Genomic DNA, 15,150 nt, shown 5'->3' on the forward strand with positions numbered 1-15,150 from the left:
TATAAAAGTTCCGCCTTTCTCTTGTCACCAAGCATCTAACATACATTATCCTTTTCCTTCATAGAATTGTAACAGCAGTCTGCACCGGCTGTTTTTCTATCATTCATCATTTATAGGGAGGGAAGGAAATGGCCAATTTGACGCTTCTTGCAAATTTAGCCGCATTTCTCATCATTGCGGGAGTCCTATTTTATATGCAGAAAAAACACTTGTCATTCTCCAAAAGAGTTTTCGCTGCCTTAGGACTCGGGATTGTGTTTGGATTTATCCTTCAATGGCTGTATGGTCCGGCGGATGAAACCCTCGCCCGGTCGATTGATTGGTATAACATTGTCGGCATAGGATACATCAAGCTGCTGCAGATGGTTGTTATGCCTCTTGTCTTTGTTTCGATTCTTTCCGCTTTTACCAAGCTTAAGCTCGGAAACAACCTCGGCAAGATTGCCCTTTTGATCATCGGTTTGTTAGTCGGGACAACCGCCATTGCGGCTGCCGTTGGGATTGCCGCAGCACAGGGGTTCGGTCTTGAAGCGATTCAGATCGATCAAGGCGAGGCGGAAACTTCACGGGGATTAGCGCTGGAAGAGCGGTCCACTGCTATGGAAAGCCAGAATTATCCGCAAAGAATCCTGGAGCTTCTTCCGGCAAATCCATTCCTTGATTTCACAGGGGAACGTGCCACCTCGACCATAGCGGTTGTCATATTTGCCGCCTTTATCGGAGTCGCATACCTTGGTGTCTATCGTAAAGACAGGGAAGCAGCGGATTTCTTTAAGAAAATTGTAGATTCCATCTATGCCATTGTCATGAGAGTGGTGACACTGGTCCTGCGCCTGACTCCATATGGTGTCTTTGCCATCATGGCTAAAACAGTTGCAACCAGTGACTTTGATGCCATATTGAAACTTGGTAAATTTGTTGGCGCATCATACGCTGCCTTGATTGTCATGCTGGCCATCCACTTAATCATGCTGACACTGGCAGGGCTGAACCCGCTGACCTATTTGAAGAAGGCTTTCCCGGTTCTGACCTTTGCCTTTACTTCCCGTTCAAGTGCAGGCACACTGCCGCTGACAATCAATGCCCAAACAAAGCATATGGGAGTTTCGGAAGGAATTGCCAACTTTTCCGGTTCATTTGGATTGTCAATCGGTCAGAATGGCTGTGCGGGCATCTACCCGGCGATGCTTGCCGTAATGATTGCTCCAACAGTAGGGATCAACCCGATGACACCATCCTTTATCTTTACCTTGATCGTGATTGTCGCCATCAGTTCATTTGGCGTAGCGGGTGTCGGCGGCGGCGCAACCTTTGCAGCCATCCTTGTCCTCTCGGCTATGGACCTGCCGATTGCTTTGGCTGGGCTGCTCATCTCAATTGAGCCGCTGATCGATATGGGCCGGACGGCAGTCAATGTCAGCGGAGCCATGACGTCGGGACTGATCACGAGTAAAGTGACAGATGAATTGGATATGGAAGTATACGATAATCCTGCTGTTTCAGAGGGGTAGATTGAAGTAAAGGCCTGTCCGGTTAAGCCGGAGGACACTGAGATCTGCTGATTTTTAGAAAAACCACTTTGATTAATAAAGAAAAAGCTGACTCTAAAAGGAAGAGAGTCGGCTTTTTTCAATTATTTGAGGATAGTCTTCTTTTTTTCAACTGGTTGGAGTGGAAGGTGCACGATCTCCTGCGGTTACAGCGCTCAGCCCCTCGGGGTCAAAAGTGTGCTGCTCTTTAACAAATAGAGGGAAAAATTCCCCTTATTTAATGATTACGACTAAAAATAGCTTAAATAGAGGGAGAAATTCCCCTTATTTGACTCAAACCCCTATAATATGGGTGCTTTTTCTTTATATAAGGGGAAAAATTCCCTCTATTCACCAACAAAATGAGGTTAGATCAGCAATTAACGGGAAAAATTCCCCTTATTTTTCCGATAGCCCGCCGGGATGACCAAGGCGCTACCACTCTTAATCCAGGCGAATCCAGCTGCATGGTCTAAGGCGCGGACTTCTTTGCGATAAGGAAATATCAGCTCACTTTGTTCATTGTGATTTCTTTATCTCATGCAGAAGCCCTTAATGCTTGCCTTCTCTGTTTTTAGATCACCTCCCGCCGCCCCGCAAAATCATACGGCAGGAGCGAAAATAGTTTTTTTCAACAGCCACAACCTTTGCGAAAGATGTTGTAAAAAATACTAAAGATTTCCATGAGGTATAGCAGGAATCCCAAGGTTCATGACGAATTTGGTTGTAGAAAGGATAGGTGAAAAGGAATGACAGTCATCTATATGGTTAGACACGCACATTCGGTCTTTAACCTGGAAGAGGAAGAGACAAGAGGATTATCTGTACAAGGGATGGCCGACGCAGAGCGTGTAAAGGCAATTTTAAAATCAGAGAGACTGGACGCCGTGTACTCCAGTTCCTATACCAGAGCAATTCAAACTGTCCAAGGGTTAGCTGATGAACGCGATCTAATGGTAGAAGTAGATGAGCGTTTTCGGGAAAGAGACCTGGCTGGAAAGGATTATGTCATCGAAACTCCGATGGAGGCTATGCGGAAAGTTTTTGAAAATCCCGATCTCTGTCTACCTGGAGGCGAAACCAATAACGAAGTGAAGGCCAGGGGTACTGCGGCATTAAAGGAAGTATTAGAGAAGTGTGAAGGCGGAAGCGCAGCAATCGGCATCCATGGACATGTGATGACCATTATCATGGGCGCAATGGATCCATCCTATGGAACACTCGATTTCTGGCAAAGCACAACAAAACCGGATATTTATAAACTCGAATTTGCCGGGGAAGAGCTTAAAAGGGTAACGCGTTTGTGGAAATCACCGGCTCTGGAGAGAAGTGTATGAACAGGAAGATCAAGGTGCAGTGGGGAAGCGGTCTTGTGGATTTGACTTGGAAAACATGTGACCCGATGCCCCCGGTTGAAAAGATCACCAGTGTTCATGGCTGCTGCTTTGAAAAAGGAAAGATTCTTCTGGTCCATATAAAAGGAAGAGGATTCACTTTTCCCGGTGGCCACATAGAAGCTGGAGAAACCCCGGAAGAAGCCTTCCATAGAGAAGTGCTGGAGGAAGGCTGTGTAAGAGGAAGAATCAATAGAATTGGCATGATTGAAGTGAACCATGAGAAGAATCCGGAGTTTGACCCAAAAGGAAAGTACCCTTTGATTGGGTACCAGTTATTTTTTCGTATGGATATTGAAGAGGTCTGCCCTTTTATAAGGAATAACGAGTCGTTATGCAGGATATGGGTGGAGCCTGCTGAAATTCCTTATGTAATCAACGATCATGAATTGGCTTTGGAGGCTTTTAAAGAGGCAGCTAAGGCTGATTTAAACACCATAATTTAATACTAGCAGCAGTACACATGTGATCAGCGTGATCCCGATCATCATGTAGAGGAAATCGACAAAGTTATCAAGCATAGCAGTCTTGTTCTTCGCACGCCTGTAGCTGCGTGGAGCGCGACGGTGTTGTTTTGCAGAACGCATGGATTTGCCTCCTTGTATTAGTCTAATACAAGGAGTTTCGACAAAAAGACGTAAAATCCTCCCTTCAAATGAAAAAATAACCAAAAACGAGTAATTCGGATCATTTATGCAACGCCTGTATATAATGCATTCTTTGCAAAGGATCCCTTCCTTAGAAAATCTTCCAAGAGAAGCATCTGAAAAGAAATTAAAAATACGTCCGTTCGTAAACGGACGTTTTCCATTTTAATGAAGGCGGTCTTTCTCTGAAATTTCACTGACTGCAGCGCCAGCTTTTTGATGGACTGCTGCGGTACTGCCAAGTCACCCAATGCCAGCATGCGGACCAGGTTTCCCTTTGCCACAACTGGAAGGCGGTGGACTTGATGCTGCGACATTAAAGCAGCCGCTTCCTCTATTGGGGCGTCTGGAGAAACAGTTACTACGTGGTTTGACATTACACCTTGAATCGTACCATGAAGGGCCCCGACACCTAATGAACTCATTTTATCCGCAGCCGACTGGAATGAATTTTGTGCCGAGCAGGCTACGGCATGTGCTGTCATAACATCACGTACTCTCATGCTGGTTCCCCTCAGTACATAGTTAGTATGGAGGGTTACACAGATTTAATTCTGTTTAGACCATTCAAAGTTTATCCAAATTCAATCGTTACAGGTTATGGTGATAACGCTCATCTGATGGGGTGTTTCGCTGAACAAGGAAAATCACATATGGGAATACAAGGACAGCGGCAAAGATGAGTGTGAGGATCAAAACCAAAGATCCCGGACTGATTTGTTTGCGGTAGTCATCATGATGATCGGCAATAAATTTCTTTGATTCCGCATTCCCGATAACCGCATCATTTTCAAGCAATGCCTCATTGTCGAGGCTGTAGTAGAATATCTCCTGCTTATTGAAATGAAAAATGGTGTCACGGTCAATCGTGTATTTTACAAAGACCATCTTAACTTTCTGCTTTTCCACTTTTTCTTCATTAATGGCAACCTCCATGATGAGGTCGGTGAAATCTTTAACACCGGCTGAACCCTTTTGATAATAGGAATCAGTCAATTGAAGTTTTTCATCGATACTTTTGATGATGGGATCTTCTGCAAAGGCGGTAGATAAAGACAGGGAAATTGCGAGCAAGGTTAACATGCACCACATAAGCACTAAGAATTTTTTCAAATTATTTCCTCCCCGGGCTTTTACAACATATATATGCCTTGGGGAGATAATTAGGACAAAAACAAACAGAGCTGCTATTAACAGCTCTGTTTACGAGTCAGCTCCTTATTTTTGAATGAACATCTGCGTCCAGTAGGACCCGTAGGATCCACCTTTAACATATCCGACTCCGATATGAGTATAGCTTGGTGTCAGGATATTTTTTCTGTGGCCGGGACTTTCCATCCAGGCCTTTACCACGGCCTCTGCACTAGGCTGGCCGGCGGCAATGTTTTCAGCTGCCGAGCTGTAGTTGATGTTGAAGTTCTTCATCATCGTAAATGGAGATCCATACGTTGGGCTCGTATGTGAAAAGTATCCTTTATCTCTCATGTCTGCAGACTTGTAACGCGCCACTCTTGAAAGCTGCCAGTCTGACTTTAGAGGGGAAAGGCCGTTCTTGGCACGTTCCTGATTCGTAAGCCTGATGACTTCACCTTCAATTCCTTTGACGGCATCTTTGTTAGGGATGGAAATTTTCTGTCCTGGATAAATAAGATCAGGGTTCTGAATTTGAGTATTAGCATCAATGATTTCAGAAAGACCGATTTTATACTTTTTGGAGATTTTCCAAAGAGAATCTCCTTTTTGGACATAATAAACATCTGCTGCGAGAGAGATAGTTGGAGCAATTAACCCAAAAGCCAGGGACAACAGAACGACAATGGAAATAATTTTAGTTTTCATGATACTTATAGTGTCTTATTCCTTGTTATTTATGTAAGCAAATTAAAAAGTTAAAAAGCCTCTGCATCAAATGGAAGATGGGAACAGTTGCTTTGGAGGGGGCCATGCAGAAACCAGTTGCAGTAAAGCGTGTGTAAACAGCATAAAAGCCTGCAAGAGGAAGAGTAGATGCAGTAAAAAGTCATCAATTTTTTTAATCGCAAGAAAATCCCTTTACTTAAAATACCGCCTCACAGCATTCCAGTTTAATGGGAGCGCCCCCAGAGTCACTGGCCTGCCGAAATTTAACAGAATCTGAAGGCGGCCTATTTAGAGGAGACACCAAAAGCCCCTTAGTTGCAGGTTTATTACAGAAAGGTTTCATGTTCGAAAAAGAAAAGTTAAAAAATATTCAAAATAAGGTTAAAAAGGTTTTGAAGTGGTAATATAAAATGGAATTAAAAGTTTCGGAAAAGAAATGAAACCAAACCTGGATTCATTCGTATTATCAGTAGACACAATTTTATGAGAGGGTGTACAAAGTGGCAAACGAAAATGAACGGATGAAGAAAATCGTTTCGAAGCTCTCGAAAGTCGGTGTTAACATTACTAAGACCAAATCAAGGATGGAAGTCTTTCAATCACTGAAAAGCCTGCAGCCTTTGCCGAAAACATTATCGCATGATTCGTAAAAATGAAATGTTGGACAGACATAATCAAACCTTTCCTCCGATATAATCTTATAAGGAAGGGGAGGGAAGAATATGACTGAATCCATGTTTGATGTAGAGACGCTTAAAGGGATCAGGCGAAAGGCAGATGAGCTTTCATACCAGTGTATGAACAGGAAGCTGGCAAATGATCCGCAGGCGCTTAAGATGGCATTGGATAACATATGCCGGGCCCTTGGCACCTTTGCAGAGGTGGAGATTTCGAGGATTAGAAACGAAAATATAGCCTACGACCCCCAATCTTACATTAAAGGAAGATTGGCCTTTGCTTACAAAGCCATGAAAACGGTTCCCCGAGATGATTCGAATACAGCCTGATCCGCATCTAACATTTTGTTAGGTGTTTTTTTATTGTGCAAAAGTGGTAATGTAATCAATGATAGGAGTCAAATTAGTTAGGGGCTGAAGTTTATATGAATCGCTATAAAAACGCTTTACTCATCTATAATGGAAAAGCAGGTCAGGACGACATGGATGCTACCTTGGGGAACTGTATAGGTGAGCTGTCCTCATGCTGCGATGAATTGACGCTGTACGGCACCAAAGATAAATCCGATGCAGAACGGGTGTGCAGGGAGAAAGGGGGAAGCTACGAGCTTCTCATTATCCTTGGAGGAGACGGGACTGTCCATGAGTGCATCAATGGATTGGCTGAACTTCCGGTCAGGCCGAAAGCCGCCATTCTTCCAGCTGGGACATGCAATGACTTCAGCCGTTCGCTAAGGATACCTCAGGATATCAAGCAGGCTGCACAGCTGATCAAGCATGGCGGAACAGAAGAAATCGATATCGTCAAAGCAAACGACCGGTACTTTTCTAACTTCTGGGGACTCGGAATTATTGCTGATGCTTCCAAGAATGTTAACGAGGCGGTAAAAGGGGTATTTGGCAAGCTGAGCTATTACCTGAGTGCATTCCAGACTTTGCAGGAAGCGAAGATTTTCACGGTTCAAGCAGAAATAGATGGCAAAGCCGTTGAAGAAGAAGCAGTCATGGTATTTGTTGCTAATGGACGGTTCATCGGTACGAGTGAGCTGCCATTGCCTCCTCAGAAATATAATGATGGTGTTGTTGATATTTTCATTATTAAAGAAGCTGGATTCAAGCTGCTAAAAGAACTGCTGGCAGCAAAAGGTACCGGCAAACTGAATGAGAAAAGCGGGGAAATCCTGCATTTCCAAGCGCACACAGCCTCCATAAGTACTTCACCCATCCAAAATATCGATATGGACGGGGAAGTTTATACGGAAACTCCAACAAGAATGGAAGTAATGAAACACCATATTCCCTTCATTGTAGGGGAGGAAGAAAGAAAAGAAACAGCAGATTGATTTTTAAGCAGTTCACTTCAGGATGCAGAAACGCTGAATGCGCCCTGAATTGAAATGCTTTTTATTTTTGACTCTTTCAAACTTTGAAAGGTAACACCATGCTTCGCCGCAATTATCCTGGTAAGCAAGAAACAAAGAGCTGCTCTCCTTGATAAGAGAGAATCCTTACTATCCCATAAAAAAATCAGGTGACGGGGATTCTACGACAATATAGTTATTTTGATAATGGCGGCAAGGGAGTAAAACATGAATAGAAAATTATCTCTAATGATGATAAAATGTTGTAGGACAATGGAACAATATATTTAGAAATTAAAAGATTAGAAGTATAAAGGAGACCATAGAATGTGGGAATGGAAAAATATATATAGAGGTATGATCATGGGCGCGAGTGATGTGATTCCTGGTGTCAGCGGCGGAACGATCGCGGTTATGCTCGGGATTTACGATCGATTAATTGCGGCCATCAACGGAATTTTCAGTAAAGAGTGGAAAACACACTTAAGGTTTTTGATTCCCCTGGGGATAGGAGTGGTCACCTCCATCCTTTTGCTTGCAAGGCTTATTGAATGGCTTTTTGAGCACTATCCCGCCCCGACCCAATTTTTATTCATGGGATTGATTATCGGAGTTATTCCTTATCTGGCAAAGAAGTCAGAGATGAAATATCACTTTAAACGGACTCATTATGTACTACTGCTGATTGGAGCTCTCATAGTAGCATCCATGGTGTTCTTCAAATCGGAAGAAACAGCAGTGATCCAGGAAATGACGGCCGGAACTTACATTATGCTGTTTTTCTCAGGCTTCATCGCAAGTGCTGCAATGATCCTGCCTGGTATCAGCGGTTCTTTCATTTTGCTTATTATCGGTGTCTATTCAACTGTCATCGGAGGTATATCCAATTTTCAACTGGATATCATTTTCATCGTCGGGCTTGGAATTCTTTTTGGAATCATCTTTATGAGTAAAGTGATCAAGTTCTTCCTGGAAAAGTATTCATCAGCGACCTATGCTCTCATCATCGGGCTTGTCATCGGATCCATCGTTGTTATTTATCCGGGAATTCCTGAGAGTACGGGCCAGATTATCGCAAGTGTTCTTACATTCCTCGCCGGTCTATTTTTTGCGAGGGTGCTTGGACGAATCGAATATTCATAAGACAATAGTAGCAGCCCCACTTGCGAGTATACAAAACTTGCAAGTGGGGGCTTTTGTTTTCGGGACACGGACTTTAGACATCGCTGGATGTTCATGACAAGCATCGGCCTCCTGTAAATGCAGCTGCAAAAAAGCAGGAGTCCATTTGTGGATTCCTGCTTTTAAATTACTTAAAGCCTGCAGATTGTCAATCAGCTAAAAAATTTCTCGGGAAATATCGACAACTTACATTTTCGTTGGAGCTTTAATGCCCAGAAGGCTGAGCCCGTCACATAGGATATCGGCAACAGAATTCACCAGCATCAGCCGTGAAGGTAATTCTTCATTTTCCTCCAGAATTCTTGTTTTTCCATAGTACTTATTGAAGGCTTTACTGACGGATAAAATATACTTAGCAACTACGGATGGCGAGTAGTATTTATAAGCTTCTTCAATCACCTCAGGATACTTGTTCAGAGTCTTGATGAGTTCCCAGCTCTCCGGGTCCTCCAAGCCGGCGAATTCCTTTTGTTCTTGTGTCCCGGCTTTCCTTAACAGTGACTGAGCACGCGCATGCGTGTATTGGACATATGGACCTGTTTCACCCTCGAATGTCAGCATATCCTCCAAGGAAAACTCCACATCGTTCATCCGGTCATTTTTAAGGTCATGAAAAATGACAGCACCGGTACCAACCGAACGTGCGGTTTCTTCTGCATTCTCGAGACCAGGGTTTTTCTCTTTAATATTGGAGGCTGCCATATTGATGGCTTCCTTCAGAACATCCTCAAGGAGCGTGACTCTTCCTTTTCTTGTAGACATTTTTTTCCCGCCTTGAAGGAACAGCCCGAACGGCACATGCACCATCTTATCAGCCCATGGCATTTCTAGTTTTTCCAGCACAGCAAACAATTGGCGAAAGTGGATCGTCTGCTCCTGGCCGACCACATAAAGGGCGTGGGAGAAATCGTAAGTCTTTTTTCTGTAAAGGGCAGCGGCGATATCCCGGGTCGCATAGAGGGTCGCTCCATCCGATTTCTTTATGAGGGAAGGAGGCAGGCCTTCATCGTCAAGCCGGACAACCTCAGCCCCTTCTGATGTCTCGAGCAGCCCTTTCTCTTTAATCAATTCCACTGCAGCTTCCATTTTATCATTGTAAAAAGATTCGCCGTGGTAGGAGTCAAAGGAAACACCAAGCAGGTTGTAAATTTCCTGGAAGGCGTCCAGGGATTCATTCTTGAACCAAGTCCAAAGTTCAACCGTCTCGGGATCGCCGTCTTCCAATTGTTTGAACGCTTTTCTTCCTTGGTCATTGAGGCCAGGGTCTGATTCTGCTTCTTCATGGAACTTTTTATAGAGACTGAAAAGCTCGGGGATCGGGTTTTCTTTAACCTTGTTCTCATCTCCCCATTTCTTGTAGGCGGTGATCAACTTCCCGAATTGGGTGCCCCAATCACCGATATAATTGATTTTCACCGTTTCAAAACCGCATTTTTCAGCAATCAGCGCAATCGAATTGCCTATGACGGTTGAACGCAAGTGACCCATCGAGAATGGCTTTGCGATATTGGGTGACGACATGTCGATGGTAATGACCTTGTCTTTCCCGAAGTAGTGTCTGCCAAATTCGTCTCCCTGAGACAGGATTCCCTTCATGATTTCGGCTCCTGTCGCCTTTCCGTTGAAAAAGATGTTCACATAAGGCCCGGCTGCTTCCGCTTTTGCCAGGAAAGAGCTGCTGAGGGACTGTGCTAAATCTCCTGCGATCGCTGCAGGAGACTGCTTTTTCTTTTTCGCCAATTGAAAACAAGGAAACGAAAGATCTCCCTGATGGGAAAACTTCGGTGTTTCAATGACGGCATTAATTTCATCCTTGCTCATGTCTTCACCCAGGTGCTTCTCCAGCAGACTTGCATAAAAATCGTATAAATTCATCGCTTCCACCTCCAGAAATAGTAAGTGTTGGATGACAAGAGAGTTTTTGAGGAAACAAAAAAACCCGTCTCTAAAATAGAGACGGGTTTCCCGCGGTACCACTCTTCTTCCCCAAACAGGGCAGCTCATCAGATAACGGGATGTACCCGGCATACCCTACTGAATGGTTCAGATATGCTTCTCCAAAGTGCGTTTCATTCCAAGGGGAACACCGGGCTTCCACCATCCCCGGCTCTCTGAAATTCCTGCCTCGAAACTACTCTCTTTGTCATCGAACTAATATTGTTAGAAAGTATTATACACACTTCCCCTGCGAAAGGAAACCTTCCGAGAGAAATATTATGAATCGTCTGAAGAAAACATATAGTTTTTATGGTAAAACCTCATGCTGAATACCAATCCGAGAGCCAGCATGTTCCCCATTAACGCACTTCCTCCATAACTGACGAAAGGAAGCGGGATACCTGTAATCGGCAGAAGTTGAATCGTCATGCCGATATTCTGGAATACGTGGAAGGTGATCATGCTGATGACCCCTGCACACACATAGGCGCTGAAAGGTTCTTTAATATCAAGAGCGGTCTTTGTCAAATGATAGATTAACAGGAAGAACAAACTGATGACGATGCTCGCGCCGATGAATCCGAACTCCTCGCCGATGACACTGAAGATGAAATCAGTATGGTTTTCTGGAATATATACCTGCTTATCCTGATAGCCTTTTCCGAATACCTGACCGGATCCGATGGCTTTCAGGGAGTTGACGAGATGGTAGCCTTCTTGCTTTTGATAGTTGTAAGGGTCGAGCCACGAATAGATCCGGCCGAACTGATAAGGCTGGACTTTAAGATATTTCTCCAGTATCTGCGGAGCATAAACAACCAACGCGAGGATAGTCCCCCCTATGGCAGCAACCCCGGTGAAAATAGGGACAATCAATTTCCACGTGATTCCTGAAACAAGGATCAATCCGCTGACAATAGCGACGATCACGAGAGAGGTTCCCAGGTCGGGCTGCTGCATGATCAGTCCAAGAGGGACCATTGTGACGGCCCCGATTTTCACAAACAGGATAAGATCCGTTTTAATGGTTTTGGCGGGATTGTTTTCATGGTGGCTGCTTATTACCCTTGCGAGGGCAAGAATTAAAAAGGTCTTCATGAACTCCGACGGCTGAATCGATCCCAAGCCGGGAATTACAAACCAGCTTTTCGCTCCATTCCGGGTCTCGGCAATGCTTTCAGGAGCTACAATAAGGGCCATCAAGAGTAATACGCCTATTCCGTATGCATACCAAGCAAGTCTTTTGTACTGGTCGGGATCAAACAACAAGGCGAGCCCTATAATAATGAATCCCACTACATACCAGCGGGCCTGGAGGAAAACAAAGTTAATGTCTTCATATTGCCCTGTAGTCTGGGCGCTGCTGATAGCAATAACACTGACTATGAAGAAGAGAAACAGTAAAAAGATTAATCCCCAATCGATTTTATCTGAAAAACGCTGTCGGGTTTCCATTTGCATTCACCTAAATTTCTAATTGAATTCTATAATACAGTTTAATGTAAGTACGCGAAATTTAAAAATGTTTTCGGTTAGTAAATTTTTGGGTGTTTGATAGAGAGGTTTAAGACTAAGCCTTGAATTCCATGCCCGCTTAAATAATATGGTTGTACTAAGCTGGAGGGCGCTGTATCAAATTAACTCTAACAAAGAAATTTTATATGGACAATGATCAGTTAGCAGGAATTTCAGAGCTTTGTCGCAGTCTTCGTTTCTATTACCCGAAAATAGGAATTTAAAGCTTTTAAGAATGAGGGCTTTTACAAATGCACCGGGGATATCCTTTTCCGCTAGGCTGCTTCTGGGGAAAGGGACGTATTGTAGGGGGACGTTCATATCTGCGGCCCGCAAAGTAGAAATATGGACCGTTGTCGAAGGGAATCTGTCTTGTCAACGGCCCTTAAAGCGGAAATACGGTCCGTTATCCAAGGGGAAATATCCTCTCACTGGCCAGCAAAGTAGAAATACGGTCCGTTATCCGAGGGGAATCACCCTCTCACTGGCCCGCAAAGTAGAAATACGGACCGATATCGAAGGGAAACTGCCCTTTCAACGGCCCGCATACTAAGTCAAAGCAGTATATACAGTGCAAACAGGATTGCTACATCAAAGACTTAATAAAAAATGAAGCAATGCCAAAGTAAATCAAGAGAGACAGGATATCATTGATGGTCGTGATCAGTGGTCCCGATGCTACAGCTGGATCCACTTTCAATTTATATAGTATCAAGGGAATCACAGTACCGGCCATTGTCCCGATAATCAGCGTCAGCAAAAGGGATGTACCCACAACAAACCCAAGGATGATACTTCCCTGCCACACATAAGCGATCGCCGCAATCAAAAGAGAACAGGTAATGCCGATAATAATGGCAACCCAGAATTCACGGCCGATCAGCTTCATTACGGTCTTTGTGTCAATATCACGCGAAGCTAGTCCCCGGACGACGACAGCCAAAGATTGTGTTCCGGTGTTGCCGGTCATTCCGGCAATCATCGGCATGAAGAAGGCCAGAGCCACGGCTTGGGATAATGTCTCTTCAAAAGAAGCGATGATGCTTCCGGAGACCAAGCCGATAAATAGAAGAAGAATCAGCCATGGCAGTCGCCGGTAAGCAGCGACATGAGATTTAGTATCGAAATCAATGGCTTTACCGGAAGCTGATAATTTTTCAATGTCTTCATTGGCCTCCTGTATGACGACGTCGATAATATCATCAAATGTAATGATTCCTTTTAGTATTCCCCCTTCATCAATGACCGGTATGGCGAGAAAGTCATAGCGTTCAATGAGTCTCGCCGCTTCCTCCTGGTCAGTTTCCAGTCCGATTGAAATCACACGTGTATACATGATGTCTTTAATCATGTGTTCCGCTTCAGCCAGGAGCAGGTCCCTGTAGGAGACGACACCGACTAATTTTCGATCTTCATCCACTACATAAAGATAGTTAATCGTTTCCGCGAAGTCGGCGAAAGACTTTAGTTTTTCCACCGCTTCCCTGACAGAATAATAGTTCCGTATCCAGACAAACCGGTTTGTCATCAAGCGGCCTGCTGTTTCCGGCGGGTAATTCATCATGTCCTGGACAATTGAAGACTCTTCTGCTGTCATGCCGGACAGGAATTGTTCAACTCTCCCTGGTGACAGGTTATCGAGCAATGAAGCGATATCATCATTGTCCATATCGTCTAGAACCTTGCCGGACCGTTCTTTTCCAACTTTTTGCAATGCGGCAAATTGTTCATCGGGGGTAAGTTCCTGAATCATATCCGCCAGAACGGGTATGGTTAATTGTAGGAGAAATCGAGTCTGGTGCTTTTCGGGAAGACTCGTATAAATAGAAGCCATATCATACGGCTGCAGCTCTTCGATGATCTGCTGGAGGTCATTTTTCCTGCCATCTTTAAGTGCTTTGATTGTCAGCAGAGTCAGTTGGTCTTGAGGCAATGTTTTCAGCATAATCCGCCCTCTTTTCGGTAAAGGTTACATTTTCTATTATAATCATAAACTTGATTGGAAAATTGTAATGATAATAAAATATTATTTTCGCCAAAATTTGATAAAATTAACGTTATGAACTTGGATTCCAAAATAAGGGAAGTGGTACAACTGAAACAAAACGCCAATTTCAAAGACGTCATCTACGTACATCAAAATGAAGCGCTCCACTATGTGATGTCTTACGGTCTGGAGTTTCGTGATTTTTCACAGAACCTGCCGAATCCCCTCAATAATTTGCTGATGATTAAGCATCAATTTGATCATGGCTCTTTCAATATAAATACAATGATGGAGTATACAAGTAAGAAAGAGGTCAGTAAATTAGCGGGTGATAATATATACAGTTACGGAGATTTCTGCTGGATCGACTTTGAAGAAGTGGACGGTCTCGACCAGCTGAACGGACAGGAGCTTGCTGAAATCCTTTATTTGGGCCATACCAAACAAAGCCTCAATTCTCCTTTCTATTCAAAATTGAATAACCGTTTCGTCTACCTGGCGCATGACGACGGATGGTTCAATAAAATTTATTACCGCTATACCAATGACTTTTACTGCATGCTGGGGAACTCCATTTCGAATAAGCTTCTGCATCAAAAGGGAGACAAATCGCTTAAACGCCTCCTTCCAAGCCAAAAGATCACAAATCTTCCGCCGATTCCAACAGAAGTGATTTACACACTCAAGGATAAGATTAAAGAGGGAGTGGCCATTTCTCTTGAAAAAACAGTCAAAGGGAGAGGAAGCCTCAAGGTCCCGGTTTGGGTAATGGGCGACTATCTGCATATGGATTCCATGTACGAAGATTATCAGGTGCGTTCCGCCAAACAGCCCTACGCGTACTTCGTTTTTGATAAAAAAGCCAAAGAGTGGAGCCTCTATATCAACTAAAAAACCAGATTAAGCCCGGGCTTAATCTGGTTTTTTAATGCTTTAGTGCGCGAAAAGGGACTGTCCCTTTTCAGGCATTAAAGCGTTAAAGTGAGAGGTCCTGAGAAACTGAGCCAGGCTCAAAAGGCGTGAACTGAGCCAGGCTCAAAAAGCAGGAATTGAGCCAGGC

14 protein-coding genes, 1 pseudogene and 1 other annotated feature are annotated in these 15,150 nt (G+C 44.0%); of the genes and pseudogenes, 8 read left to right on the forward strand and 7 right to left on the reverse strand.

Features of this window, described 5'->3' with window-relative positions; translation table 11 throughout:
- Window positions 1–128 precede the first annotated feature (128 nt).
- The 3 genes from B9Z54_RS06535 (at window position 129) to B9Z54_RS06545 (ending at window position 3,369) form a co-directional block, all read left to right on the forward strand.
- On the forward strand, window positions 129–1,511 hold the full coding sequence (locus B9Z54_RS06535) for an L-cystine transporter (protein WP_113927661.1): 1,383 nt from the start codon (window positions 129–131) through the stop codon (window positions 1,509–1,511).
- A 767-nt stretch (window positions 1,512–2,278) separates the two neighbouring features.
- Window positions 2,279–2,866 (forward strand): histidine phosphatase family protein, encoded by a 588-nt coding sequence (locus tag B9Z54_RS06540; protein ID WP_113927662.1) that lies wholly within the window; start codon window positions 2,279–2,281, stop codon window positions 2,864–2,866.
- Entirely contained in the window at window positions 2,863–3,369 is a 507-nt protein-coding gene (locus tag B9Z54_RS06545; protein ID WP_113927663.1) for an NUDIX hydrolase, read from the forward strand. The genes B9Z54_RS06540 and B9Z54_RS06545 overlap by 4 nt, the downstream gene beginning before the upstream one ends.
- On the opposite strand, the gene B9Z54_RS24720 is transcribed toward B9Z54_RS06545, so the two are convergent.
- The 4 genes and pseudogenes from B9Z54_RS24720 to safA form a co-directional block, all read right to left on the reverse strand.
- The gene (locus B9Z54_RS24720) at window positions 3,352–3,510 is read right to left on the reverse strand and encodes a hypothetical protein (protein WP_162785118.1); all 159 of its coding nucleotides are present in this window, start codon (window positions 3,508–3,510) and stop codon (window positions 3,352–3,354) included. The two genes, B9Z54_RS06545 and B9Z54_RS24720, sit on opposite strands and share 18 nt — an antisense overlap.
- Before the next feature lie 225 nt (window positions 3,511–3,735).
- Window positions 3,736–4,073: pseudogene (locus B9Z54_RS06550) on the reverse strand (CBS domain-containing protein).
- Window positions 4,074–4,161: 88 nt separating this feature from the next.
- Window positions 4,162–4,683, reverse strand: a complete 522-nt coding sequence (locus B9Z54_RS06555) for a hypothetical protein (protein ID WP_113927664.1) — start codon at window positions 4,681–4,683, stop codon at window positions 4,162–4,164.
- Between the two features lie 105 nt (window positions 4,684–4,788).
- The gene (gene safA / locus B9Z54_RS06560; protein WP_113927665.1) at window positions 4,789–5,409 is read right to left on the reverse strand and encodes a SafA/ExsA family spore coat assembly protein; all 621 of its coding nucleotides are present in this window, start codon (window positions 5,407–5,409) and stop codon (window positions 4,789–4,791) included.
- 521 nt (window positions 5,410–5,930) lie between these two features.
- On the opposite strand from safA, the gene B9Z54_RS25215 reads away from it, so the two are divergent.
- From B9Z54_RS25215 to B9Z54_RS06575, 4 genes are all read left to right on the forward strand, one after another.
- Window positions 5,931–6,080 (forward strand): Lmo0850 family protein, encoded by a 150-nt coding sequence (locus tag B9Z54_RS25215; protein WP_187442897.1) that lies wholly within the window; start codon window positions 5,931–5,933, stop codon window positions 6,078–6,080.
- 72 nt (window positions 6,081–6,152) lie between these two features.
- A complete protein-coding gene (locus B9Z54_RS06565) occupies window positions 6,153–6,437 on the forward strand; it encodes a hypothetical protein (RefSeq protein WP_240189831.1) in 285 nt (94 codons plus the stop codon).
- Between the two features lie 95 nt (window positions 6,438–6,532).
- On the forward strand, window positions 6,533–7,450 hold the full coding sequence (locus B9Z54_RS06570) for a diacylglycerol/lipid kinase family protein (RefSeq protein ID WP_113927666.1): 918 nt from the start codon (window positions 6,533–6,535) through the stop codon (window positions 7,448–7,450).
- 345 nt (window positions 7,451–7,795) lie between these two features.
- On the forward strand, window positions 7,796–8,611 hold the full coding sequence (locus tag B9Z54_RS06575) for a DUF368 domain-containing protein (protein WP_187444454.1): 816 nt from the start codon (window positions 7,796–7,798) through the stop codon (window positions 8,609–8,611).
- Window positions 8,612–8,836: 225 nt separating this feature from the next.
- Here the strand turns inward: B9Z54_RS06575 and argS are convergent, their stop codons facing one another.
- The 3 genes from argS to mgtE all read right to left on the reverse strand — a co-directional run bounded on the left by argS (window position 8,837) and on the right by mgtE (window position 14,048).
- Window positions 8,837–10,525, reverse strand: a complete 1,689-nt coding sequence (gene argS / locus B9Z54_RS06580) for an arginine--tRNA ligase (protein WP_113927667.1) — start codon at window positions 10,523–10,525, stop codon at window positions 8,837–8,839.
- A 74-nt stretch (window positions 10,526–10,599) separates the two neighbouring features.
- Window positions 10,600–10,806, reverse strand: a binding site (T-box leader).
- A 58-nt stretch (window positions 10,807–10,864) separates the two neighbouring features.
- The gene (locus tag B9Z54_RS06585) at window positions 10,865–12,043 is read right to left on the reverse strand and encodes an FtsW/RodA/SpoVE family cell cycle protein (protein ID WP_187444453.1); all 1,179 of its coding nucleotides are present in this window, start codon (window positions 12,041–12,043) and stop codon (window positions 10,865–10,867) included.
- 646 nt (window positions 12,044–12,689) lie between these two features.
- Window positions 12,690–14,048 carry a magnesium transporter gene (gene mgtE / locus B9Z54_RS06595; RefSeq protein ID WP_113927670.1) on the reverse strand — a complete coding sequence of 453 codons (1,359 nt, stop codon included), beginning with the start codon at window positions 14,046–14,048 and terminating at the stop codon, window positions 12,690–12,692.
- A 114-nt stretch (window positions 14,049–14,162) separates the two neighbouring features.
- Between mgtE and B9Z54_RS06600 the strand changes: the two genes are divergently transcribed.
- A complete protein-coding gene (locus B9Z54_RS06600; protein ID WP_113927698.1) occupies window positions 14,163–14,981 on the forward strand; it encodes a hypothetical protein in 819 nt (272 codons plus the stop codon).
- Window positions 14,982–15,150 lie beyond the last annotated feature (169 nt).

The sequence above is a fragment of the Bacillus sp. P14.5 genome, from assembly GCF_003316765.1.
Lineage (GTDB): Bacteria > Bacillota > Bacilli > Bacillales > Bacillaceae_B > Rossellomorea.